Source organism: Streptomyces sp. NPDC093600 (genome assembly GCF_044764755.1).
Lineage (GTDB): Bacteria > Actinomycetota > Actinomycetes > Streptomycetales > Streptomycetaceae > Streptomyces.
In genome coordinates this window covers 53847-75674 of the sequence record NZ_JBIWIU010000011.1, presented here as the reverse complement: position 1 = coordinate 75674, position 21828 = coordinate 53847, and the positions used below count along the sequence as shown (strand labels likewise).

General features: G+C 70.9%; 17 protein-coding genes. 1 reads left to right on the top strand and 16 read right to left on the bottom strand.

Annotation, left to right across the window (positions count from 1 at the left end):
- Positions 1-197: 197 nt before the first annotated feature.
- The 13 genes from ACIRB4_RS24955 to ACIRB4_RS24895 all read right to left on the bottom strand — a co-directional run bounded on the left by ACIRB4_RS24955 (position 198) and on the right by ACIRB4_RS24895 (position 15143).
- Positions 198-389, bottom strand: a complete 192-nt coding sequence (locus ACIRB4_RS24955; RefSeq protein WP_403294385.1) for a hypothetical protein — start codon at positions 387-389, stop codon at positions 198-200.
- A gap of 513 nt (positions 390-902) precedes the next feature.
- On the bottom strand, positions 903-2129 hold the full coding sequence (gene mycP / locus ACIRB4_RS24950; RefSeq protein WP_403294384.1) for a type VII secretion-associated serine protease mycosin: 1227 nt from the start codon (positions 2127-2129) through the stop codon (positions 903-905).
- A 17-nt stretch (positions 2130-2146) separates the two neighbouring features.
- Positions 2147-3637: a hypothetical protein gene (locus tag ACIRB4_RS24945; protein ID WP_403294383.1), complete on the bottom strand. Its 1491-nt coding sequence runs from the start codon at positions 3635-3637 to the stop codon at positions 2147-2149.
- 84 nt (positions 3638-3721) lie between these two features.
- Entirely contained in the window at positions 3722-4207 is a 486-nt protein-coding gene (locus tag ACIRB4_RS24940) for a hypothetical protein (protein ID WP_403294382.1), read from the bottom strand.
- A gap of 129 nt (positions 4208-4336) precedes the next feature.
- Complete coding sequence (locus ACIRB4_RS24935; RefSeq protein ID WP_403294381.1) at positions 4337-6667, bottom strand: xanthine dehydrogenase family protein molybdopterin-binding subunit; 2331 nt, start codon at positions 6665-6667, stop codon at positions 4337-4339.
- Complete coding sequence (locus ACIRB4_RS24930) at positions 6664-7887, bottom strand: (2Fe-2S)-binding protein (RefSeq protein WP_403294380.1); 1224 nt, start codon at positions 7885-7887, stop codon at positions 6664-6666. Before ACIRB4_RS24930 ends, ACIRB4_RS24935 begins: the two co-directional genes overlap by 4 nt.
- Positions 7884-8759 (bottom strand): FAD binding domain-containing protein, encoded by an 876-nt coding sequence (locus tag ACIRB4_RS24925; protein WP_403294379.1) that lies wholly within the window; start codon positions 8757-8759, stop codon positions 7884-7886. The genes ACIRB4_RS24930 and ACIRB4_RS24925 overlap by 4 nt, the downstream gene beginning before the upstream one ends.
- 225 nt (positions 8760-8984) lie before the next feature.
- Positions 8985-10757 (bottom strand): beta-N-acetylhexosaminidase, encoded by a 1773-nt coding sequence (locus ACIRB4_RS24920; RefSeq protein WP_403294378.1) that lies wholly within the window; start codon positions 10755-10757, stop codon positions 8985-8987.
- 4 nt (positions 10758-10761) lie between these two features.
- Complete coding sequence (locus ACIRB4_RS24915; protein ID WP_403294377.1) at positions 10762-11601, bottom strand: carbohydrate ABC transporter permease; 840 nt, start codon at positions 11599-11601, stop codon at positions 10762-10764.
- Entirely contained in the window at positions 11598-12683 is a 1086-nt protein-coding gene (locus tag ACIRB4_RS24910) for a carbohydrate ABC transporter permease (protein WP_403294526.1), read from the bottom strand. Before ACIRB4_RS24910 ends, ACIRB4_RS24915 begins: the two co-directional genes overlap by 4 nt.
- A gap of 2 nt (positions 12684-12685) precedes the next feature.
- Positions 12686-14005, bottom strand: a complete 1320-nt coding sequence (locus tag ACIRB4_RS24905; RefSeq protein ID WP_403294376.1) for an extracellular solute-binding protein — start codon at positions 14003-14005, stop codon at positions 12686-12688.
- 251 nt (positions 14006-14256) lie between these two features.
- Positions 14257-14553, bottom strand: a complete 297-nt coding sequence (locus tag ACIRB4_RS24900) for a DUF3039 domain-containing protein (RefSeq protein WP_403294374.1) — start codon at positions 14551-14553, stop codon at positions 14257-14259.
- Between the two features lie 29 nt (positions 14554-14582).
- Positions 14583-15143: a YqgE/AlgH family protein gene (locus tag ACIRB4_RS24895; protein WP_403294373.1), complete on the bottom strand. Its 561-nt coding sequence runs from the start codon at positions 15141-15143 to the stop codon at positions 14583-14585.
- Between the two features lie 251 nt (positions 15144-15394).
- On the opposite strand from ACIRB4_RS24895, the gene murA reads away from it, so the two are divergent.
- Positions 15395-16735, top strand: coding sequence for a UDP-N-acetylglucosamine 1-carboxyvinyltransferase (gene murA / locus ACIRB4_RS24890; RefSeq protein WP_356889831.1), 1341 nt, complete (start codon positions 15395-15397; stop codon positions 16733-16735).
- A gap of 137 nt (positions 16736-16872) precedes the next feature.
- On the opposite strand, the gene ACIRB4_RS24885 is transcribed toward murA, so the two are convergent.
- From ACIRB4_RS24885 to ACIRB4_RS24875, 3 genes are all read right to left on the bottom strand, one after another.
- Entirely contained in the window at positions 16873-17154 is a 282-nt protein-coding gene (locus ACIRB4_RS24885) for an HU family DNA-binding protein (protein WP_017237029.1), read from the bottom strand.
- A gap of 456 nt (positions 17155-17610) precedes the next feature.
- Positions 17611-19038, bottom strand: coding sequence for an NAD-dependent malic enzyme (locus ACIRB4_RS24880; protein ID WP_403294372.1), 1428 nt, complete (start codon positions 19036-19038; stop codon positions 17611-17613).
- Positions 19039-19428: 390 nt separating this feature from the next.
- A complete protein-coding gene (locus ACIRB4_RS24875; RefSeq protein WP_403294371.1) occupies positions 19429-21807 on the bottom strand; it encodes a HelD family protein in 2379 nt (792 codons plus the stop codon).
- Between the last annotated feature and the right edge of the window lie 21 nt (positions 21808-21828).

Below are 21828 nucleotides of genomic sequence, written 5' to 3'. Positions count from 1 at the left end.
GGCTTCACTCCGATGCATATGGCAACCCTGAGAACCGTGATCGGCCCGCTCATGAGGATCCCCGCGAGGCCGGTCCGAAACGGAGGATTCCGCCCTCGCCGGGGGCCGAGCCCTTCGTCCCTACTCCCTCTGGAAGCGTGCGGTTCTGCCCGCCACCCGGGCCGCGGTGGCGTCCCGCCCGGACGTGAAGGGCATGCTCAGGGCCGCTCCTCGGCAGGCAACTTGCCGGCCAACTTGACGTCTCCGCAACCCAGCTCCGCCGAGACACGGCGGGCCGCGGCGTTGAAGACCGCGATCTGAAGAGAGGAAAGGTCCGCCTTGCTCGCGGTGCTCTTGCCGGGCCTTTCCAGTTCGGCGGAGACGATGATGTCCTTCGCCGGCTCCTTCATGCGGCATGGGAACAAATTCTTGACGTAACGGTCCGACGAGAGCGCTTCAGCACCGGTCGAGAAGTAGTGGAAGGTGGCGCGATCCCGGCTTCCTGGGATTACCAGGGCCTCGCGGAAGGTGATGTCGAGGACCGACTCCCGTCCCCGGCATTCCGGAGTCTGCAGAACGGACTGCCGTTCGCAAGCTCCTGCGTGCTGAGCTCGCCGTCGGCCTCTTTCAGCACCTTGAGCGTCTCGTCCGGCTGGGAACGTTCATCCGTGAGGCCGCCCTCACCAACGACCGACCTGAGCGCCGTGAGCTCGGGACCACCCTTCGCAAACCCGCCACAGACTTCCGACGCCGCCGATCCCTGCTTTCGTCGACTTTTACCGAACAAGCCGTCGCCGACACGAGAACGAACAACAACGCGGGTAGCCAGCGCCTCCTCAAAACCACTCTCATGGCACCTTCCCCCTTCCTTCGACGTACGACGGCCCCCCTCCCGGCTGCGGTGGGCTACCGCGCGGACGGGCTCAGCCTCGTCGGGACCGGACGATCGGGACGGCCACTGCGGCGCCGATGAGGACGGCCGCGCCGATACCGAGGCCGATCCAGAGGCCGGTGTTGCTCTCCTTCTCCTGAGCCACCGGGGCCGGGGCGGGGGCAGGGGCGGCAGGCTGTTCGGCGGTCTCGGAAGGAGCGGTGGAGGGCGACGCGCTCGCGGCGGGGGCGAGATCGGGGATGGGGCGGACATCGGCGGGGCCGGGGTCGCCCGGGGTCTTCAAGGCACGGAGGGGACGGATCGCGCCGTAACCGACGTGGTCGTTGCGCTTCTCGCCGCCCGCGGGAACCTTGATGGTGTTGAGCATGACCTTGAGTACCTGATGGTTGGTCCAGTCGGGGTGCTTGGACCAGATGAGGGCGGCGGCGGCCGAAGCGATGGCGGTGGCCGTGCTGGTGCCGTGCGACTTGCAGAGGCCCGTGTCGTTGCCACAGGCATGGACCATCTGGTCGCCGGGCGCCACAAGGTCCACCTGAGGACCGTACTGGGACTCCGCCGTCTTCGTCAGCTTCTTGTCAATGGCGCCGACGCCCACAACGCCGGGCGTCGCTCCCGGATACTCGGCTTCGTTGCCCTTGTCAGCGCTGTTGCCCACCGCCGCAAACACCAAGGCGCCCTTGTCCAAGGCGTGCTTCACGGCGTCAGTGAGCTCCTGTGAGCCAGAGTTGAAGCCCATCGAGATGTTGATGACCTTGGCACCCGAGTCCGCCGCATACTTGATCGCACCAGGCGCGATCTTGTTGAATTCGCGATCTGCGTCTGCCTGGCTTCCGGCTCCCTCTTCTCCATCCGGTAGCCGAATGGGAAGGATCTTTACCCCCGGCGCGAGGCCGAAGGCACCGTCCCCGCCGCCGCTCTGGCCCGTGCCGGCAATGAGCCCGGCCATGCCAGTCCCATGGCCCGCGTAATCGGTGTGCTCGTCGCCCCTCGCTTCAGGCGCGAGATCCTTCCCATCGAGCACTCGCCCCAACAGATCGGGGTTCTTCTTGTCCACCCCACTGTCGATGACCGCGACAGTGACGCCCTTGCCGGTGCTGATCTTCCAGATCTTTTCAGCGCCCAGAATGTCCAGATGCCATTGCTGGGAGCGGATCGACTCCGCATGCGCGGGAACGGATGCGATGCCCACCAGCAGCATCCCCAGAGCGGCCGAAGCGACTGCCCGACCACGGCCCGAACGAATACTGCTGGTAAGCATCTACTTCCTCTGGCTCATCAGTCGATAACAGGCGGCGCGACTCGTCGGCCACCCTGCTGCCAGGTCTCCTCGTCCTCGACGAGATAGTCCGGCCGCTCTCCATTGCTGTCCTCGCGACGGGAACCCACACCGTGGGCACCGCCAGCCACGCCCCCACCACGTCCGACCGGTCCCGTTCCGGTACCGGCGCCACTGGGCGTACCGCCCCGCACGAGCCCGGATCCTCCCGGGGTGAACGGGCGGGCACTCACCGCACCAGGCTGCTGCGGCCGACCGCCGACGACGCCACCTGTCTCGACGGCAAGACGACGGCCACCGCTGATGCCGTTCTGCCCGCCGCCCGGTCCGCCCATGGGGCCACCGCCCATGCCGGGGCCCATGGGCGTGCGGCCCGTACCCGTGCCGTGTTCGGTCCCGATCACAGGGCTGCGTGGAATACCCGTTGCCGACCGTCCCGAGGCAGGGGGAACCGGTCGACCACCGGAAATGCCATCGCGAGGCATTCCAAGAGGACCGATCTGCCCGGGCCCGGTCCGGCCGAGCTGGCTCAGCGGAGCACGTGAACTGGTCGGGGGCACGACCCCGCGACCACCACTCACGGGTGGCGTACCGATCGTGGGAGGGACAACCAACGGAGGTGTCAGACCTGTGTCCGGCCTGCCAAGAGAAGGCGGAGTAGCCGGAGGCGTCGTGGTCGTCGGCGGGGGCAGTGTGCCGACGCTGTCGATGCCCAGGTCTACGGGGACTTCGGGACGGACCACGTGGACCGGACCGGTCTTGTCATCAGACGGAGGAACGACTCCAACCTCTGTCGTCGACCGGGTCTCCTGGGAACGCGTCGTCGTGGTTCGAGCATCGGCAACCGTGCTGCTCTCATCCCCGGTTGAGCGTGTCATCCGGTCCGAACCGGCACGAAGACCCGAATCGTCCGGTACGAAGTCGCCCGGCGGCGGCGGGAACGTAGGAGCGGGGAACCGCTCCATCAGCTGGCCCGACTCCTTGTACGACGAGGAGAGCCGCTCCATCTCGCGGGCGGCTGCCTGCCGGTTGGCCTCCTCCTTCGCCGCGATGGCCTTCGCGTCCGCGCCGTCCTCCGCCATCGAGGAGCGGGCGTTCCGTGCCACCGTGGCCGAGTCCGGGTCGTTGCGGTACTTCTGTGCCGCTGCCAGGTTCTCCTTGGCGTCCGCGTGCGAGGTGTAGCGCGGGATGGCACTCTGCGCAGCGGCGATGGCCACTGCCACGTCGCGCATTCGCGCCGCCGCGTTCTCGCTGTAGTCGGAGAGGCTGCGCGTGCTGCTCGCCAGGCCCGCCGCCCACTCCATGAAGGCCTTCTCGGCTTCACCCTGCCAGTTCACCCGGCCGGGGCGAACCTTCACCTGCTCGGCAATCTCGTCCATCTTCACGGCGGCTGCGGCCAGCCTGTCCGCTGCTTCCCTGACGTAGAAGCTGCTGGCCTCGTCCAGCCATTCCAGCATCTTCTGGTGGGACATGCTCTGAAAGTCAGTCATGCCGCCACTCCTCCACCGATCTTGATCTCCATGATCGCCTCTTCCCCGTGTTCCCCGTAACCGTGACGCCCTCTGGCCGGACGATCAGTCCGTGAGGGACGAATCGCCCCTGAACGTGGGTCCAGGCTTGGGTGCGTGACCGTCGCTGTTCGGCGAGTTCTTCGCGGTCTCCGCCTCGACCTGCTTCTTCACTTCCTCAGCCCGCTGACTGATCTGGAGCATCCGGTACTTGATGTCGTCGTCCGTCTTCTCCATGCCGTTCTTCGACATGACGACCGCGAGCCCCATGCCCTCCAGGCAGTCACCCAGCACACCGGAGAGCGTCGTCAGCTGCTTGAGCACGGTGTTGTACGAATCGAAGATGCCGGACGCCTCGATCCAGGACGGCCCGCCGCCGCCGAACTGGTTGCGTGTGACCGGCTCCGCGGCCAACTTCTCCGAGCTCGCCGGGGATTCGGTGAGCGTGATGATCAGCTCGTCGATGCCCTTCTTGAACTCCAGCATGGACTCGGAGTCGTATGCGACGCTCCGCGCCCCCGACGCGCCGCCCCCGTCCATCGGTGCCAGCATGTGTGTCCCTCCCCCGTGAACCGAAACAGACCGAGACAAGAAAAGCCCAGCCAAGTCTAGAAGTTCACTGTACCGAGGAGGACTGACACAGCGCACCTCCCGGTTGCAAGAGCAACGCGAATCACATGGTTACGAATTGGGTACGGCCACCGCCGCCTGCGGCCTGATCGGGAGGCGGTTGACGGGGCGTCCGGTTGCCGCGCGGACCGCTGAGGCCACTGCCGCTGGGGCGGTGACCACCGGGACCGCGCTCGCCGGCTTCGCGCCGAAGGGGGCCACGACGTCGCGTTCCTCGACGAGTTTCACGATGCGAATGTCCGGGGCGTCCAGGGATGTCGGGAGTGCGTAGCCCGTCAGGTCGGGGTGGCGGACCAGGCCGCGGGCCGTGCGGAGGTTCTCCGTCAGGGCCGCGCCGACGCCCTGGGTGATGCCCGCTTCGATGCGGGTGGCCAGTTGGGCGGGGTTGAGGACGCGGCCGACGTCCTGGGCCACGGCCATCTCCACCACGCGGACCGAGCCGAGTTCGATGTCGACGTCCACCACCGCGCGGATCGCGCAGAAGGCCAGGCCGACGAAGGCGTCGCCCTGGCCGGAGTCGTCCAGGGGCTCGGTCGGGTGGGGGCGGCACTGGGCGGTCGCCCAGAGTTCCTTGCCGTCCATCGCCTCGGTGACCGTGGTCGACAGAACACCGTCGTACGAGGTGATCTTGCCGTCCGTGATCTGGAGCAGCTCCGTGGACATGCCGAACTTGTGGGCCAGCGGCTGGAGCAGTTGGGTGCGGACCATCTTCGCCGCCCGCTCGACCGCGCCGCCCGAGACCCAGGTGTGCCGGCCGTGCGTGGCCGGCCCCGCCGGGGGCTGGTCCGTGTCGACGCCGGCGACGTGGACCTCGTCGATGCCCAGCGTCTCCTGGACGATCTGGCGGGCGAGGGTGGTGAAGCCTGAACCGGTGTCGACGGCCGAGCAGATCACCGTCGCGACCCCGTCGTGGACCTTCACCGTCGCCGTCGAGACCTCGTCCGCGCCCTCCGCGCCGAGCATGTGGACCATGCCCAGGGCGTATCCGACGCCCCGCCGCACCGCGCCCGGTTCACCCGCGCCCTCCGGGCCGCCCGGCAGCAGCCAGTCGTCCTCCGGGGTGTCCAGGGGCAGGGCGGGCAGCGGGAAGTCGCGTACCGCGGAGAGGAGTTCGGCGACCGGCGCCGGGCAGGTCACCGTCTGGCCGGTGGGGAGGATGTCGCCGGTCGCGAGGACGTTGCGCAGCCGCAGGTCGGCCGGGTCCAGTCCCAGCTTGGCGGCCAGCTTGTCCATCTGCGCCTCGTAGGCCGCGCACACCTGCATCGCGCCCTCGCCCCGTACATGGCCGGACGGCGGGTTGTTCGTACGGACCGCCCAGCCCTCGATGAAGGCGTGCGGTACGACGTACGGGCCGCAGGCGAAGGAGACCGCGGCGGCCAGCGACTCGGAGGAGGCGTCGGCGTACGCGCCCGCGTCGAGCAGGATCTGCGCCTCCACCTTCACCAGCCTGCCCTCGGCGTCCGCGTGGTGGCGGTAGCGCAGCAGCGTCGGGTGGCGGTGGGCGTGGCCGAGGAAGGACTCCTCGCGGGTGGCCGTCAGTTTGACCGGGCAGCCGGTACGCAGCGCCAGCAGGCCCAGCGGGATCTGGAAACCGGGGTCCTCACGGTCACCGGTCGCGCCCGGCACGCCCGTGACGACGACCTTCACCTGGTCGGGGGTCAGTCCGAAGCAGGCCGCGGCCAGGTCCCGGTCGGTGTGCGGGTCGGTGGACGCGGTGTAGATCTCGACGCCGCCGTCGGGGCGCGGTACGGCGAGTCCCGCCTCGGCGCCGATCGGCGCCGGGTCCTGGCGCCCGATGCGGTAGAGCCCCTCGACCACGACCTCTCCGGCCGCCTCCGCCTCGCCGAAGCGCAGCGGGATGTGGCGGATCAGGTTCCCGTCCGGGTGCAGCGGCTCGGCCGCGAAGGCCTTCTCCGGGTCCGTGACCGGTTCCAGGACCTCGTACTCGACGGCGATCGCCGCCGCCGCGAGCCGGGCCGTGTCCGGGTGGTCGGCGGCCACGGCCGCGATCGCCTCGCCGTGGTGGCGGACCAGCTCGGAGGCGAAGACCGGGCGGTCGGCGACGGTACGGCCGTACGTCGCCTCCCCCGGCACGTCGGCGTGCGTCACCACGGCCCGTACGCCGGGCATCTCGGCCGCCGCCGTCGTGTCGATCGAGACGATCCGGGCGTGCGGGTGCGGCGAGCGCAGCAGGGCGGCCCACAGCAGGCCCTCGGCCCAGAGGTCGGAGGCGTACGGGAACGTCCCCTCGGTCTTCGCCCGCGCGTCGGCCGGCGGGAGCGAGGCGCCCAGGCCATGGGGCGGCAGCTCCTGCTGGTCGCCGTCGAGCGCGGCGGCGCCCGGGGCGCCCGTGGTGGTGGCGGTGGTCGCGTCGCTGCTCACGCCATGCCTCCGTCGTGCGGGTGGGGGATCTGGTGCGGGATACGCGCTTCACCGGCGTGCTCGGCCGCCGCGCTCGCCTCACGCTCGGCGACGACCTCGCGTACGGCGTCGAGGACGCCGCGGTAGCCGGAGCAGCGGCAGAGGTTGCCGCAGAGCGCCTGGCGGGTCTCCAGCTCCGTGGGAGCGTGGTTGCCCTCCAGGAGGTCGTGGACGGTCATCGCCATGCCCGGGACGCAGAAGCCGCACTGGACGGCCCCGCACTTCGCCAGCGCGCGCTGCACGTCGGACGGTTCGCCGTCGGAGGCCAGGCCCTCGACCGTCCGCACCTCGCTGCCGGCGGCCGTCGCCGCGGGCACCAGGCAGGAGGCGACGAGCCGGCCGTCGACCTGGACGTTGCAGGCACCGCACTCGCCCTGCGAGCAGCCGTCCTTGGCGCCCGCGAGTCCGAGGCGCTCGCGCAGCACGTAGAGCAGGGACTCGCCGATCCAGGAGTCGGTGACGGGGCGGTCGGCGCCGTTCACCCGCAGGACGTACGAGGTGTGCGGGTGCTCGTCGCTGTCCGCGCTGCTGCCCGTGGAGACGAGGGGGGTCGCCTGTGCCTCTTCCGGTGCGGCGTCCGGGAAGGGCTGCGCCTGAAGCTCCGGCTCCGGCTCCGGTTCCGGTCCGACCTCCGGCTCCGGCTCCGGTACGGGCACGGCCTCCGGCTCCGGCTCCGGCTCCGGTACGGGCACGGGCACGGCCTCCGGCTCCGGCTCCGGCTCCGGTACGGGCACGGGCACGGCCTCCGCCCACGGAGCCGGTGCGCCGCCGGGGAGGGTCGCCGGAGCGCTGTTCGCGTACTGCGTCAGCATCGAGGCCGTGTACTCGCCCGAGTCATCCGAACTGTCCGGTGCGACCGGAATCGTCCACTGCCCGGTCAGCCCCGCGTCCGCCTCGGGAACCTGGGGAACCTGGGGAACCTCATACGCCGCCTGGCCCTCGTGCGCCTCCGTGAAGCTCCACTGGCCCGTCGCCCCCGGGTCGGTCCCCGGGGACGGCGTCAAGGGCGTCAGGGGCGTGATCATCGGCGGGACGTAGCCGTGCCCCGGCGCCTCCAGCGGGACGCCGTCCAGCATGAACTCGGGCGGCAGCTGCACGAACGCGGTGGCGTCGCCGTCGTACCCCTCGCTCTGCGGGATCGGCTCCCAGCCACCCGTCCGGTCATCGTGCTCGTTGCTCACGACAGCGCCCTCCCCAGTGCTCGTCGGGCCAGCGCGGCGACGGTGCGCCGCAGGTGCAGTACGGCCGGCGGCAGCTGCTCGTCGCCCTCGGGGTCCGGGATGCAGGCGGCGGCCACGTACTCGCCGAACGCCGTCAGCGCCTCCGGCGCGAGACCCCGCTCGCCGTCCCAGTCCACCAGCGAGGCGATCCAGTGCTCCGCCTCGAGAGGCCGCAGGGGCATCGGCGCGATGGCGCCCACCGCGCAGCGGACGCCGCGCCTGGCCGGGTCCAGGACGACGGCGACGGACGCGGTGGCGCGGGCCGGGCCGGTGCGGCCGGTGGCCTTGACGAAGACCTGGGGGGCGTGCAGCAGGGGCACGCGGACGAAGGCGACCAGTTCGCCGGGGGCCAGCAGGTCGCGGCCCGCCAGGAGGTGGGAGACGGGGATCTCGCGCGTGCCGAGCGGCCCCATGACGACGAGGTCGGCCTCCAGTGCCGCCAGGACGGGCAGCGAGTCGCCGGTGGGCGCGGCGGTGACGACGTTGCCGCCCAGCGTGCCGGCGTTGCGGATCTGGGGCGGCCCCGCGGCCCGCGCGGCCGCGGCGAGGGCGGGGATGAGGGCGGCGAAGTCGGGGCGGCCCATGCGGGAGTGGGTGAGACCGGCGCCGAGCAGCGCGTGACCGTCCTGGTACTGCCAGCCGCGGATCTCGTTGATCCGGCCGAGACCGACGAGCCCGGCCGGGCGGAGCTGGCCCTTGTTGACGGCGGCCATCAGGTCGGTGCCGCCCGCGACGGGCACGGCGGCCGGCATGGCGGTGAGCGCCGCCACGGCCTCGTCGAGCGAGGCGGGCAGCGTCACGGACTGCGCCGTCTGTGGTGCGTGCGTGGTCAACCCGCTGCCCCTTCCCGGTGTCCCCGGCGGTCCCCGACTCGTCCGCGGCTGTGACGCCTGTGTGGCCGTACCGTACGTGCTCACAGCCTGGACGTGGCAACTCTGGCACATCTTCCGGGCCGTCCGGCGCGAGGGTCCACGAAGGAAGGTTCCGTCCAGGACGTCCCACGAGAGACAGTAACTTCCCATTTGCCGCTCTTGGGTGGCGTCGGGGAGCGAGGTGGCTCACACGTTCGGTGGCGCCCCCTCGATGGGTCGGCCGAGCACCCCGGGACGGCGCTGCCAGGGCGCCGGTCCCGTCGGCGGGCGGTAGGCGACGCCGAGGGCGTCGAGGCGCCGGTAGTGCGAGGTCATCCGCCGCTCGAAGTCCGCGAAGTCCCGTTCGACGGGTACGGGGAGGGCGGACCAGGCGACCTCGGCGAAGGCGGCGAGGCGGGGGAAGACCTGGTAGTCGACGCGGTCCCGGTTCTCCATGACCTCGGTCCAGACGTTGGCCTGGGCGCCGATGACGTGCGCGGCCGCTTCGGGTGACAGGGACGGCGGGACGGGCTCGAAGCGGTAGACGTCCTCCAGGGTCCGTACGTATCCGATGGGCATCGGCTCGTCGTCGCCCGGCGCCTGACGGTGGTCCAGATACACCTGCTGCTCGGGGCACATGACGACGTCGTGCCCGGCCTCGGCGGCCGTGATCCCGCCCGCGTAGCCGCGCCACGAGGAGACGGCGGCGCCGGGCCCGAGGCCCAGGGTCGTGGTCTCGCCGCCGGGACCGAGGCCCAGGGTCGTCGGCTCGCGGTCCTCGGTTCGGCTTCCGCCCTCCAGGATCTCGTCCCAGCCGATCAGGCGCCGGCCCCGGTCGGCGAGCCAGCGGTCGAAGTGGCGGACGAACCAGGACTGCAGGCCGTCCTCGTCGGCGAGCCCGAGTTCCTTCATGCGGGCCTGGGCGGTGGCCGACCGCTTCCACTGGTCCTTGGGGCACTCGTCGCCGCCCACATGGATGAACGTCGAGGGGAAGAGGTCGAGGACCTCCTCGAAGACGCCCTCGTAGAACCGCAGGACGTCGTCGGTGGGAGCGAGCACGTTCGGGTTGACGCCCCAGGTGTCCCAGACGGTGAGGGCGGCCGTGTCGACGACGTCGGTGTTGCCCAGTTCGGGGTGGGCGGCGATGGCGGCCTGCGCGTGACCGGGGATGTCGATCTCGGGGACGACGGTGATGTGCCGTTCGGCGGCGTAGGCGACGATCTCGCGGATGTCGTCCTGGGTGTAGAACCCGCCGTGCGGCGTCTCGTTCCACAGCGGCGAAGCCCGGTGCCCCCACTTGGTCCGGGGCCGCCAGGCGCCGATCTCGGTGAGCTTGGGACGGCGTTTGATCTCCAGGCGCCAGCCCTGGTCGTCGGTGAGGTGGAGGTGGAGGACGTTGAGCTTGTGGGCGGCGAGGAGGTCGAGGTAGCGCAGCACGTCGTCCTTGGGCAGGAAGTGCCGGGCGACGTCGAGCATGAGCCCGCGCCACCCGAAGCGGGGCGCGTCCTCGACGGTGATCGGGGGGAGCTCCCGGGCGCCGCGCCGGAGAGGTGCCTTCCGGTACGCGTCGGGTCCCAGGAGCTGCCGGAGCGTCTGGGCGCCCCAGAAGACCCCGGCGGGGCCGCCGCCCTCGATGAGGACGGCGGCGTCCGCGACGGAGCCGTCGGTGGAGAGCCGGTAGCCCTCGGGGCCGTGCTCGCGCTCCACGTCGGCGCTGATCCGCAGCGTGATGCCGTACGGGTCGGGGCCCGGGCCGCCGTCCGGGAACGGCAGGCCGGTCGCGGCACCGAGCACCGCGCGCAGCCAGCGCGCGGCGCCCTCCGTGCCGGGCCCGGCGTCGAGTGTCGTCCGCTCGTCGAGCGTGCGGAGGCCGGGGGCGCCGTCGCGGCGCTCCGTCACCAGCGGCGCGGGAATCAGGTGCGTCTCGGCCGTCGGGTCGGTCGGGGCGTCTGCCACCCCGTCGGTCTCGATTTCTGACATCGGGTCAGTCCTTCACCGCTCCGCCGAGTCCGGAGACCAGGCGGCGCTGTACGAGTACGAAGAAGACGAGCACCGGGACCGTCATGACGGTCGACCCCGCCATGATTCCCCCCCAGTCGTTCTCGTCCGGCTTGAAGAAGACCAGCAGGGCCATCGGGAGGGTCGACTGCGAGGTGTCGCTGATGAGGAAGGACTTCGCGAAGAGGAAGTCGTTCCAGGTCGAGATGAACGAGAAGACGCTCGTCGCCACGAGGCCTGGGAAGACCAGCGGGAAGAGGATCTGCCACAGGAACCGGGTCCGGCTCGCGCCGTCGATCCGCGCCTGCTCCTCCAGCGCCTCGGGTACCGCCTTGACGAAGCCGCGCAGCATCCAGATCGCGAACGGCAGTGAGAAGGCGATGTGCGGCAGGATCAGCGAGCCCAGCGTGTTGAGCTGGCCGAAGTCCCGCATCAGGAAGAAGAGCGGGATCGTCAGCGCCTCGATCGGCACCATCTGGGCGACCAGGAACATGATCAGCAGGGTCGTCCGGAACCGGAAGCGGAACCGGGTGACGGCCGTCGCCGCCAGGAAGGCGATCAGCGCGGAGGCGAGGACCACCGTCACCGCCACGGTCAGCGAGTTGAGGAAGTACCGGCCGAACTCCTGCTGTTCGAAGACGCGCCGGAAGGAGTCCAGAGACGGGGACAGTGTCCACGGCCGGGCCTCGGTCGACTGGATCTCACCTGCCGGTTTGAAGGCGGAGAGCACCATCCAGTACAGCGGGAAGGCGACGACGGCCGCGACGAGGAGGGCGGCCGCCTCGGCGGCGAGACGCCCCGGCCGCCGGATGCGGAATGCGCTCACAGTTCTTCTCCCTGACGGCGCAGCAGACGGAGGTAGACCAGGGTGACCGCCAGCAGGATCAGCAGCATGACGACGCCGATCGCCGACCCCAGGCTGTACTGGGACGAGGCGAACGCCTTCTGGTACGCGTACACGTTGAGGACGAGGTTCTGGCCGGCGATGCCGCCGCCGCCCGTCATGACGTAGATCTGGGTGAAGACCTTGAAGTCCCAGATGATCGACTGGATCGTGACGACGACCAGGATGGGGCGGAGCATCGGCGCCGTGACCGAGCGCCAGATCCGCCACTGGGAGGCGCCGTCGAGGGCGGCGGCCTCCAGGACCTCGCCGGGGATGGCCTTGATGCCCGCGTAGACGGTGACCATCACGAACGGGAACGAGCACCAGACGACCTCGAAGAGGACCAGGGCGAAGGCGCTGTAGCGCCCGTACGTCCAGGAGAAGTCGCCGAGGCCGAGGACGCGGTTGACGGGTCCGAAGTCGGGGTCGAAGAGGAAGACCCAGACCGTGGAGCCGGTGACGGCGGGGGTGGCCCAGGCGCCGAGGGCGGCCAGCATCAGGGCGAGCCGGGGGACGGCCCGTACGCGGGTCAGGAGGACCGCGAGCGCGCAGCCCACGGCGAGCGTGGTGACGACGCAGGCCGCGGCGAACAGGACGGTGGCGAGGAGGACCTGCCAGAACTGGGGGTCGGAGAAAAGGGCGGTGTAGTTGCCGAAGCCCTGGAAAGAGGTCGGCTCGCCGCCGCTGACCTGGGCCTGGGTGTATTCCAGGAAGGAGATGAGCCCGAGCTGGTAGACGGGGTAGACCAGGAGCCCGCCGATGACGACGAGGGCGGGCAGGAGGTAGAGCCAAGGGGTCCAGCCGGAGCCGTTACGGACCCCCGGCACGGACCCGCATCCGGCTCGGCCCCCGCCCCCGGCCCGGGCGCCGGCCCTGGAGCCGAACCCGACCCTGGAGCCGATCCCGGACGAGGTCCGCTGCGGGTCCGCGCCCAGCCGCGGGCGGGGAGCCCGGGCCGCCTCGGTACCGGGCGCTTCCGTCCCGCCCGGCACCGCCCCGCCCGCCTTCGTACCGTTCCGCATCGTCATCGGCCCGCGGTCGCGAAGGCCTCGTCCATCTTCTTCGCGGCGTCGTCCGAGGCGGTCTCGACGTCCTTGCGGCCGCTCACGACCTCCTGGAACATCGTCGGAAGCACCTGCGAGGCGTCGACCTGCCCCCAGGCCGGCGAGGCGGGGACGAACTTGGTACCTGCGGCGAGGGTGTCGATGAAGGGCTTCACGAACGGCTCCTTCTTCGCCGCCCGTGACCGGACGTCGGTGTAGGTCGGCAGAAAACCCATCGCGTCGAAGAGCTTGCCCTGGGTCTCCTTGCCGGCGAGGGACTTCATCAGATCGACGGCGAGCGTGCGGTGCGAACTGCTCTTCATCACGCCGAGGTTGTTGCCGCCCGCGAAGGCGGGGGCGATGGAGCCCGCCGTGACGCCCGGCAGCGGGACGACCGCGTACCTGCCCTTCACCGAGCCCGCTTCGACGGCCGCGTGGCTGAAGTCGCCGCCGATGGCCATCGCGGCCTTGCCGGAGGCGAAGGCGGTGACGGTCGCGTTGCCGCCCATCTGGGCGCACTTGGCGGCCGGGCAGTTGTCGTCGCCGAAGAGCGAGGTGTAGGCGGTGATGCCCTTGCGCGCGGCCTCGTTGTTGACGGCCGACCGGTACGACGAGCCGTTCGCGGTGGCGAGTTCGCCGCCGTGGGCCCAGATGAAGGGCATCGCGCCGTAGGTGTACGCGCCGCCGACGGCGATCCCGTACAGCTCCGGCCTGGCCTTGCGGATCTTCTTCGCGGTGGAGATCAGCTCCGCCTGGGACTTGGGGGCGGTGAGGCCGAGTTCCCGGAAGACGTCGGTGCGGTAGTACAGCGCGCGGACGCCGACGAAGAGCGGCGCGCCGTAGATTCTGCCGTCCACCGTGACGGAGGACTTGGCGGTGGGGTCGGTGTCCTTCGCGTCGGCCCAGGCGCCGAACTCGGCGCTGATGTCGGCGAGTCCGCCGTCCTTCACGTACCCGGCGGTGTCGGTGTTGCCGTACTCGATCAGGTCGGGGGCGGACTTCGGGTCGTTGAAGGCGGCCTTGACGCGCTGGGCGCGGGTGTCGACGGGGATGTACTCGACCTCCACCTCCGCGCCCTCGTGCCGCTCCTCGAAGGCCGCGACGGCCGCGTCGACGACCCGCTTCTTGGGCGCGTTGTCGACCTCCTGGAAGAGCCAGACGCGCAGAGTGCCGGTCTTCTCGTCGGTGGCGGCCTTGCCCTCGGAGGTCTGCGGGGCGCAGGCGGTGGCGGTGAGGCCCGCCAGCACGAGGGCGGCGATCGAGGCGGTGACCGGGGCGGAGATGCGGGCAGAAAGCTTCATTCGGGGGCTCCCACCAATCAACGTTGCAGCATACGCAACGGGCGTTTCGTGCTGCACAACACGCGAGAGGTTAGGGCCGGACCCACGCCCGGACAAGTGGTCTCAACCACTCTGTGACCGGCGGAAGCGCTCTGTGCAACGCCGGGAGAGGGCAGGCGCCATCACCGCTGCCCGCGCCACCACGCAGAACGGCCCCCGGTCCGCGTACCGGAGTACGCGTACCGGGGGCCGTCCCAGAGGCGAGAGCCTTGCTACTTGTCGCCCTTGCCGCCGTTGCCGCCCTTGTCCTTGTCCCCGCCGGGGCCCATGGACTCGTAGATCTCCTTGCACATCGGGCATACGGGGTACTTCTTGGGGTCGCGCCCCGGTACCCAGACCTTGCCGCAGAGTGCCACCACGGGAGTGCCGTCGAGGGCGCTCGCCATGATCTTGTCCTTCTGGACGTAATGGGCGTAGCGCTCGTGGTCGCCGTCACCGTGGGACACCTGCGGCGTCGGCTCGACGAGGGTTCCCGTACCTGCCCCGCGCTCGGGCTCGAGAGTGCTCATGCGCCCAAGGGTACTGAAAACCGGACCGCTCAGTTGAGGGAGGGATCGTCCGGGTACGTCGCCACCATCGCCAGGTCGCCCCGCTGGCGCCGCAGGACCTCCCGCCACAGGGTCTCGGGGCGCGGGGAGGAGACGTCGCCCGGTTCGGACTCGACGACGTACCAGGCGCCCTCGCCGAGCTCCAGCTCCAGCTGGCCCGGCCCCCAGCCGGCGTACCCGGCGAAGATCCGCAGGGAGCCCAGCGCGGGGCCGAGCAGCTCGGGCGGGGTCTCCAGATCGACCAGGCCGATCGCGCCGTGCACCCGGCGCCAGCCGAGCGGGCCCTCGTCGCCCGGGATCACCGCGATGCCGAGCGCCGCGTCGAGGGAGACGGGGCCGCCCTGGAAGACGACGCCCGGTTCCCCGGCCAGATCGGCCCAGCCTTCGAGGATGTCACCGACCGTCACGGGGGTCGGCCGGTTCAGGACCACGCCGAGGGAGCCCTCGTCGTCGTGGTCGAGGAGGAGCACCACCGCGCGGTCGAAATTCGGGTCCGCGAGCGCGGGGGTGGCGACGAGCAGCCGGCCTGTGAGCGAGGACACCTCGGTCATGCGACACATGATCCCGCATCTTCGGCGTTCGCGGGGGCACAAGGGACGGATGGACGCCGACGCAGTTCAGGCGGACGCACCCGACACTCGCGCGCACAAACGGACGGTGACACTCCGCAAGATCATATGAACAGAGGGTGTTGTGCCGAATTCATTACATCTGCCGGGGGCCCTCGGACTGCGGTCAAGGGCGCTCTCCCCCCTTACCCTTTTCCCTGGCCCCCTGCCCGACGACTCGGAACGCGAGATTCATGACCGGCACAGACGATGTACTGCTTGTCCACGGCGGAACCCCGCTGGAGGGCGAGATCCGCGTCCGCGGCGCGAAGAACCTCGTGCCCAAGGCGATGGTCGCCGCCCTTCTCGGCAGCGGGCCGAGCCGGCTGCGCAACGTGCCCGACATCCGTGACGTCCGGGTGGTCCGCGGGCTGCTCCAGTTGCACGGTGTGACGGTCCGGCCCGGCGACGAGCCGGGCGAGCTGGTGCTCGACCCGACGCACGTCGAATCCGCCAACGTGGCCGACATCGACGCCCACGCCGGTTCGTCGCGCATCCCGATCCTGTTCTGCGGTCCGCTGCTGCACCGCCTCGGCCACGCCTTCATCCCGGGCCTGGGCGGCTGCGACATCGGCGGACGGCCGATCGACTTCCACTTCGACGTGCTGCGCCAGTTCGGCGCCACCATCGAGAAGCGGGCGGACGGCCAGTATCTGGAGGCCCCGCAGCGGCTGCGCGGAACCAAGATCCGGCTCCCGTACCCCTCGGTGGGCTCCACCGAGCAGGTGCTGCTCACGGCCGTGCTCGCGGAGGGCGTCACCGAGCTCTCCAACGCCGCCGTGGAGCCGGAGATCGAGGACCTGATCTGCGTCCTGCAGAAAATGGGCGCGATCATCTCCATGGACACCGACCGGACCATCCGGATCACCGGTGTCGACAAGCTCGACGGCTACACCCACCGGGCGCTCCCGGACCGCCTGGAGGCGGCCTCCTGGGCGTCGGCGGCGCTGGCGACCGAGGGCAACATCTACGTCCGCGGCGCCCAGCAGCGCTCGATGATGACGTTCCTGAACACCTACCGGAAGGTGGGTGGCGCCTTCGAGATCGACGACGAGGGCATCCGCTTCTGGCACCCGGGCGGCTCGCTCAACGCCATCGCCCTGGAGACGGACGTGCACCCCGGTTTCCAGACCGACTGGCAGCAGCCGCTGGTGGTGGCCCTGACGCAGGCCGCGGGTCTCTCCATCGTCCACGAGACGGTGTACGAGTCCCGGCTCGGCTTCACCTCGGCGCTGAACCAGATGGGTGCTCACATCCAGCTGTACCGCGAGTGCCTGGGCGGTTCGGACTGCCGCTTCGGCCAGCGCAACTTCCTCCACTCGGCGGTCGTGTCCGGACCGACGAAGCTCCAGGGCGCCGATCTCGTCATCCCTGACCTGCGCGGCGGCTTCTCGTACCTGATCGCGGCCCTCGCGGCGCAGGGGACCTCCCGGGTCCACGGCATCGACCTGATCAACCGCGGCTACGAGAACTTCATGGAGAAGCTCGTGGAGCTCGGCGCCAAGGTCGAGCTGCCGGGCAGCGCGCTCGTCTAGGCGGCGTCTTGCTGTAGCGCCCGCACACGGGCAAACGGAAGGGCGGCCACCCCCTGACAGGGTGACCGCCCTTTCTGCCGCCCTGAGGCGGCTTACAAGCCTTTGGCCTACTTGTCCTTGGCCTGCTTGCCCTTGGCTTACTTGCCCTTGGCGGCTTCCTTGAGCTTGGAGCCCGCGGAGACCTTCACGCTGTAGCCGGCCGGGATGTTGATCGGGTCGCCGGTCTGCGGGTTGCGCGCGGTGCGAGCGGCACGGTGGGTGCGCTCGAAGGTCAGGAAGCCGGGGATGGTGACCTTCTCGTCGCCCTTGGCGACGACCTCGCCGACGGTCTCGGCGAGAGCGGCCAGCACGGCGTCGGCGTCCTTGCGGGTCACCTCGGCGCGGTCGGCCAGGGCGGCCACCAGCTCACTGCGGTTCATGTTGTTACTCCCGTGTTCTTCTTGCTGTTGAGGCGTGCCACGCGGCGGGGCCGCACATTGGGCACAGCGAAGCCGATGCTGCCAGGGCCCTCGGACAGTCCCCGGACCCGGGTCTGCTGACAGACCCTCGCGCCCGAATAGGCATCCTGCCCCCACCAGCGGCGGGAACGCCAATCCGGCACCCCCTGGGGTCACACGAAAAGCGCCACGGCCACTGACGTGGTGACGTTCCGTCGACTCCGCCGAAACTCTTTGGAGCCGAACCGCCACCCTAGAGGCGGGTTCACGGCGCCGCGACTCGCGACGCGCCGTCGCCGGGGTGGACGTGGGGACCGCCACAGTCCGGGAAGACCGCGAGGCACGCGCCACGGCCCCGGGCGGAGGCTGCCCACGCACGCGCCACGGCCCCGGGCGGGGCCCGCCGGGCAGACTGGCCAGGCCCCCCATCCGCGCGGCTCAGGCGCCGCTGTCGGCGCCCGCGCCGGCCGCCTTCGCGGCGTTGCGGACGGCGCCCGCGACCGCGCCCGCGACCTTGTCGTTGAACACCGACGGGATGATGTAGTTGGCGTTCAGCTCGTCATCGGTGACGACGTCGGCGAGGGCGGCGGCCGCCGCCAGCATCATCTCCGTGTTGACGGTGCGGGACTGCGCGTCCAGCAGACCGCGGAAGACGCCGGGGAAGACCAGCACGTTGTTGATCTGGTTGGGGAAGTCCGAGCGCCCGGTGGCCACGACCGCCGCCGTCTGGCGGGCGATCGCGGGGTCGACCTCGGGGTCCGGGTTCGCGAGCGCGAACACGATGGAGTCCTCGGCCATGGCGGCCACGTCCTCCGCGCCGAGCAGGTTCGGGGCCGAGACACCGATGAAGACGTCGGCGCCGGCGACGGCCTGCTTGAGGGTGCCGGTGACGCCCTCGGGGTTGGTGTTGTCGGCGATCCAGCGCAGCGGCGTGCCGGGGGCGGCGTCGACGAGGTCGGGACGGCCGGCGTGGACGACACCGTGGATGTCGGCGACGACGGCGTGCTTGACGCCCGCCGCGATGAGCAGCTTCAGGATGGCCGTACCGGCCGCGCCCGCGCCGGACATGACGACGCGTACGTCCCCGATGCCCTTGCCCACCACGCGCAGCGCGTTGGTGAGGGCGGCGAGCACGACGATCGCGGTGCCGTGCTGGTCGTCGTGGAAGACGGGGATGTCGAGGGCCTCGCGGAGCCGGGCCTCGATCTCGAAGCAGCGGGGTGCGGAGATGTCCTCGAGGTTGATGCCGGCGAAGCCCGGGGCGATGGCCTTGACGATCTCGACGATGGCGTCGGAGTCCTGGGTGTCCAGGCAGATCGGCCAGGCGTCGATGCCCGCGAAGCGCTTGAAGAGGGCCGCCTTGCCCTCCATGACGGGCAGGGCGGCCTTGGGGCCGATGTTGCCGAGGCCGAGGACGGCGGAGCCGTCCGTCACGACTGCGACGGAGTTGCGCTTGATGGTGAGGCGGCGGGCGTCCTCGGGGTTCTCGGCGATCGCCATGCACACCCGGGCCACGCCGGGGGTGTAGATCATGGAGAGGTCGTCACGGTTGCGGATGGGGTGCTTGGACGCCATCTCGATCTTGCCGCCGAGGTGCATCAGGAACGTACGGTCGGAGACCTTGCCGAGGACGACACCCTCGATGGTGCGCAGCTGCTCGACGATCTCGTCGGCGTGCGCGGTGGAGGTCGCGGCGATGGTGACGTCGATCCGGAGCTTCTCGTGGCCGGAGGCGGTCACATCGAGGCCGGTGACCGAGCCGCCGTGGGACTCCACGGCCGTGGTGAGCTGGGAGACCGCGGTCCCGCTCGCGGGAACCTCCAGCCGGACCGTCATCGAGTACGAGACGCTGGGCGCCGTTGCCATGGCCGAGTTCCTCTGCTTTCCCTGAGCTTCGTTGCTACGCCGCCCCGGCTGGTTGCCCGGCGGCGCCCTCCGATGGTCGCACCTACCTGCCGGTAGCAGGTAATGCGGTCATTTTGTTTTCGGAAAGTAGTTTCCACCATACGAGAGAGTGCAGAGAAACAGAAGAGGTCCGTGATCACCCGGGGGTGATCACGGACCTCTTCTGTATGTACGTACAAGTGGCACCGACCCGCCATGCTCGCCTCGCGGCAAGTGGTCCCTCTAAGGGACGAAGGTTGGGCCCGGGGGCTTGGATCGAGCCGGTGCCACGACAAGGCTAACAAACCACCCTGGTAAGTGATTCCCCCCGCGCGGGTTGACCTGAAATCGGTCAGTCCCTCAGCGGACGGCTCAGTCCCTCAGGAGATCCGGCACGCCCTGCGCGTCGGGGACGTCACGGGCTCCCGAGACCACCGTCAGCTGCTGGGTCGCCCGGGTCAGCGCCACGTAGAGCACGCGCAGCCCGGCCGGGGACTCGTCCGCGATCTCCGCCGGAGAGACGACCACCGTGGCGTCGTACTCCAGACCCTTGGCCTCCAGGGAGCCCAGCGCCACCACCCGGTCGCCGAGACCGGAGAGCCAGCGCGCGGCCTGCTCCCGCCGGTTCATGGCGACCACGACACCGACCGTGCCGTCCACCTGGTCGAGGAGACGGCTCGCTTCCGACCGTACGGTTCCGGCCAGATCGTCCGACTTCGCCGCGGAGTCCACCGCCACGAAGCGCGGCTCCACGCCCGTGGAGCGGACCGCGCGCGGCGACTCCTTGCCGGGCATGGCGAGCGCGAGGACCTTGGCGGCCAGCTCGGCGATCTCGGCGGGGTTGCGGTAGTTCACGGTCAGCTCGAAGCGGCGGCGCGGCCTGCTGCCGAGCGCCTCGTCCCGGGCCTCGGCGGCCTCGTCCGGCGTCGACCAGGAGGACTGCGCCGGGTCGCCGACGACCGTCCAGGTGGCGTGCCGGCCGCGCCGGCCGACCATCCGCCACTGCATGGGGGTGAGGTCCTGCGCCTCGTCGACGATGACGTGCGCGTACTCGGTGCGCTCGGCCGCGAGGCGCTCGGCCCGCTCGCGCTGTGTCTCCTCGCGTACGGGCATCAGCTCCTCCAGCCCCGTCAGCTGGTCCAGCGGGTCGTACTCCCGCTTCTTGCGGGGCCGGGCGGGGGCTCCGAGGAGGGTGTGCAGCTCGTCGAGGAGCGCCACGTCGTGCACGGAGAGGGTGTCGCGGCGCAGGGAGCGGGCCACGCGCCGGATCTCGCCCGGGTTGAGCACGCGCCGGGCCCAGCGTCCGAGGCGCTTCTCGTCGGCCATCGCGTCGAGGACCCGGCGGGGGGTGAGCTCGGGCCACCAGGCGTCGAGGAAGGAGAGGAAGGAGTCCTCGGTGGAGACGTCCTCGTCGAAGGAGGAGCGCAGCTCGGCGGCGAGTTCGGGGTCGCTGTGGCGCCCGGCGGCGCCGGACTTGGCGTACAGCGCGTCGAGCAGCAGGCGGCGGGCGCGGGGCCGCAGCAGGTTGACGGGTGCCGAGCCGCCCAGCACGTTGTGCCGGATGCGGCGGAGTTCGTCGGACTCCAGCTCCAGGCGGCGGCCGAAGGCGACGACCCGCAGCCGCGTGGGCGTGGCGGCGGGGGCCGGGGCGGCGTTCTCCTCGTCGTCCTCGTCCTCCCCCAGGGCGAGCTGGGCCTGGGCATGGGCCTTGGGCGCCGGGGTCTCCAGGGCGCCGCGGGCGGCCTTGCGCAGGACGGCGAGCATCCGGGAGGAGCCCTTGACCCGGGCCACCGCCGGGTCGTCGTAGGCGGTGGCCTCCACGCCGTCGACCAGGGAGCCGAGCGCCCGGATGGCGACCTGGCCCTCCTCGCCGAGGGAGGGCAGTACGCCTTCGGTGTACGAGACGAGCAGCGGGGTCGGGGAGACGATGAGGATGCCGCCCGCGTACCGGCGCCGGTCCTGGTAGAGCAGGTAGGCCGCCCGGTGCAGGGCGACCGCCGTCTTCCCGGTGCCCGGGCCGCCCTCGACGTACGTCACCGAGGCGGCGGGGGCGCGGATGACCAGGTCCTGCTCGGCCTGGATGCTGGCGACGATGTCGCGCATGGTGTGGCTGCGGGCCTGGCCGAGCGCGGCCATCAGGGCGCCGTCGCCGATCACCGGCAGCTCGTGCCCGTCGAGGGTGGCCTTCAGCTCGGGGCGCATCAGGTCGTCCTCGACGCCGAGCACCTTGCGGCCCTTGGAGCGGATGACCCGGCGGCGCACCACCCGGCCGGGGTCGACCGGGGTGGAGCGGTAGAAGGGCGCGGCGGCGGGCGCGCGCCAGTCGATGACGAGCGGGGCGTAGTCGGAGTCGAGGACGCCGATCCGGCCGATGTGGAGGGTCTCGCCGATCTCGGCCGTGTTGTCGGGCCGTACGGCGTCCTCGGCGGGCTCGACGGAGGTGAAGGCGCCGTCGGGACCCTTCTTGCCGTCCTTGCCGTGCAGCAGGTCGATCCGGCCGAAGAGGAAGTCCTCGAACTCGTTGTTCAGCCGGTTGAGGTGGACGCCGGCCCGGAAGACCTGCGCGTCGCGCTCGGCGAGTGCGCCGGGCGTCCCGACCTGGCCGCGCTTGGCGGCGTCGTTCATCAGGAACTCCGCCTCGTGGATCTTCTCCTCGAGGCGGCGGTAGACCTGATCCAAGTGTTCCTGTTCGACGCCGATCTCGCGGTCCCGGACCGTGTCGACCACACCGACGGCTTCCTGCGCGGCCACCGAGGCCCCCTTCTGACGTGC